Origin of the sequence: Methylobacterium trifolii (assembly GCF_022179685.1) — a bacterium.
Taxonomy (GTDB): domain Bacteria; phylum Pseudomonadota; class Alphaproteobacteria; order Rhizobiales; family Beijerinckiaceae; genus Methylobacterium; species Methylobacterium trifolii.
Map to the genome: position 1 here is coordinate 1 of NZ_BPRB01000052.1, position 2,431 is coordinate 2,431.

Sequence of the window (2,431 nt, forward strand, 5' to 3'; positions counted from 1 at the left end):
GAAACCCGGAGCGGTTCACACCTCCAGAAACGACCCTGGAGGAAACATAATGTCATTCAAGTCCATAGCGCTCGCCGTTTGTCTGACTCTTCCGCTTGGCGGCGTCGCCATCGCACAAGGTGGCACTTCGAACGGTGGTCCCGGTAACCCAGGAGCGGGCCCGTCCGCGGGCGGCACGGTCAATGAGAACAGTGCTTCGGGCGGTGGATCGAAGATTGCTCCTTCCGGCTCGACATCACCTGCTGGCTCCCCCGCGGCAGGCGCCAGTGGCGGTCCCTCGACTGCTACGAAGGGAGCACCGGGTGGGAGTACGGGCGGCAATGCCTCGACGGGTAGCGGCGCCGCGCCAAGCGGCAAGTAGATCGAACGGCCTCGCGCTCAACGAGGGTGATTTGGTCAGAAGGCCGCCCGGCGCTGACCGCGGCGGCCTTCTTCGTCGAAGCACAACTCAGTTCCAGGAACTACGTGAGCAAGGGTCCAATTACTAATGCGGCATCGACCCGGTGCTGCAATGGATAATACGTCGATGACCAACGCTCCTTGTCTGTCGTCTGCCGTTGCAGCCGCTTTCGGTATTGTTCTGATGTCCGCAGGCGTCGCGACCGCAGCGACCCCTAGCCCTAATCCGAGCCTGTTCCAGTCGGGCGACGCAGTCACTCCGGTCCGGATGATGAAGCGCTCGACGATGAAGCGCTCTATGCGTCGCGGGGGCGGCCGGACGATCAGCACGAAGCTTGGCACCAAGACCCGCTGACCGAGCCGACCGAAAATGAGCGAAGCCCGCCCGGTTCGCGGCGGCGGGCTTCTGCGTTTTTGAAGCACGCTGAGTGCGTCAAAACCCTTGACGCTCAGTGGCGATCGGACCGCGCGAGTGCCCGGCCGAGGCGGAACGAAGGCTCACGCTCATCCGAGCCTGATGCCGCGCGTCCCGGTCGATGTGGGTGAGGAAGGAGACGAGGGACATGGACCGCAACCCGTTTTAGTGCTAACAGTACTCTGATTGTGCTATCAACACATTTTGGTGCTACAAGCATATGAGAGCGGATGCCGGTTCGCCTGCCCCTACTCTGACTGAGGAACAAATCCGCATGGCCAAGGCCGCACTCGGGTGGTCGAACCCTCAGATCGCCAAGAAAACGGGGCTGCATCGAAACACTCTGAACCGGGCCGAGAACGGCGAGGCGAAGAGATCGACGCTGGAACTGCTGCGGCGGGTGTTCGAGGAGGCTGGCCTGGAGTTCATCCCTGAGAACGGGGGCGGGGCCGGCATCCGGTTCCGCGAGCGGAAGGGGCCATGAGCCCAAGGGAGACCGAGAAGACCAAGCTCTCGGCGGCTTATCTCAACAGCCTCGCCGTGGCCGTGTTCGCGGTCGGTGGCTTCGCGCCGCTCTTCAACAGCGCGCGTCCGCATCCAGAGGACGGGCCCGCCTTCTGGTTGTTCCTGGTTCTCACCGCAGGTTGTTGGTTCGTCAGCGGGGGCCTACATTACTTCGCACGGCGCGCACTGGATCGGCTCCCCGATGACGACCCTTCAGCTTCTTAGCCTCGCCATGCTGCCCCTGGGCGGCATCGTGCTCGGCGCCTTCGCGGTCTGGCTCAACCGCAGCGAGAAGCCGACCCGCGGCTGAGGCCGCCCTGTGACCGGCACTGTGATCCTGACCGCCTTCGTTACGCTCGTGGCCGCTGGCGCCTTCCCGCTTGCGAGTGTCGCTCAGGCGCGCCGGAGCGGCCTGCGGGTCGACAGCCTGCGCGAGGAGGCACGGCAGCCCATCCAACAGACGTCCGCAGACGTCGGCGGTGTGACGGTGTGACGGTGGCGCCTCCGTACGAGCCCGGCGTGCGCCAAGCATAGAACGCAGCGTGGAGGGCAACGGCTCGGCAGGACCGGGCGGACACCACCTGACGCAGGCAGTAGGCCACTCCAGCAGAGTTTTTCCCGTCTAGAAAAAGGAAGGGGCCGAAGGCTGAGAGCCAACTCCACGGAACAGCCAGCCAAGGCCGCCAGTTCGAACGTCACGGCACGCCGCGTTGGCGCGCCGATGACGACTAGGACACTGCGATGGCAACCGGCACTGTGAAGTGGTTCAACGAGACCAAAGGCTACGGCTTCATTCAGCCCGACGAGGGCAACAAGGACGTGTTCGTCCACATCTCCGCGGTCGAGCGCGCCGGGATGCGCAACCTCATCGAAGGCCAGAAGGTCTCCTACGACGTGGAAAACGACAAGCGGAGCGGCAAGGAAAGCGCCGGCAATCTGCAGAGCGCCTGAGCGCTCCCGTTCTGGGACCGAGATGAGCACCGGTCGTTGCGCCTCGGCTAACGATCCTTAGGCCACCCTCCCTTCCGAGCCGCGTTGCGTATCGGCTCCGTCGTGTGGACACGACACGCCCCGCCGTTCGGTGATCTGCCCGGCGGCGGGGCGTGTCGTGTC

The 2,431-nt window shown here is 64.5% G+C and carries 2 protein-coding genes; both read left to right on the forward strand.

From position 1 onward, the window contains the following. Positions 1 to 1,088 precede the first annotated feature (1,088 nt). On the forward strand, positions 1,089 to 1,298 hold the full coding sequence (locus tag COGEMETH_RS04490) for a helix-turn-helix domain-containing protein (RefSeq protein ID WP_238181410.1): 210 nt from the start codon (positions 1,089 to 1,091) through the stop codon (positions 1,296 to 1,298). Between the two features lie 761 nt (positions 1,299 to 2,059). Beyond that, positions 2,060 to 2,269 carry a cold-shock protein gene (locus COGEMETH_RS04495; protein WP_238181411.1) on the forward strand — a complete coding sequence of 70 codons (210 nt, stop codon included), beginning with the start codon at positions 2,060 to 2,062 and terminating at the stop codon, positions 2,267 to 2,269. Positions 2,270 to 2,431 lie beyond the last annotated feature (162 nt).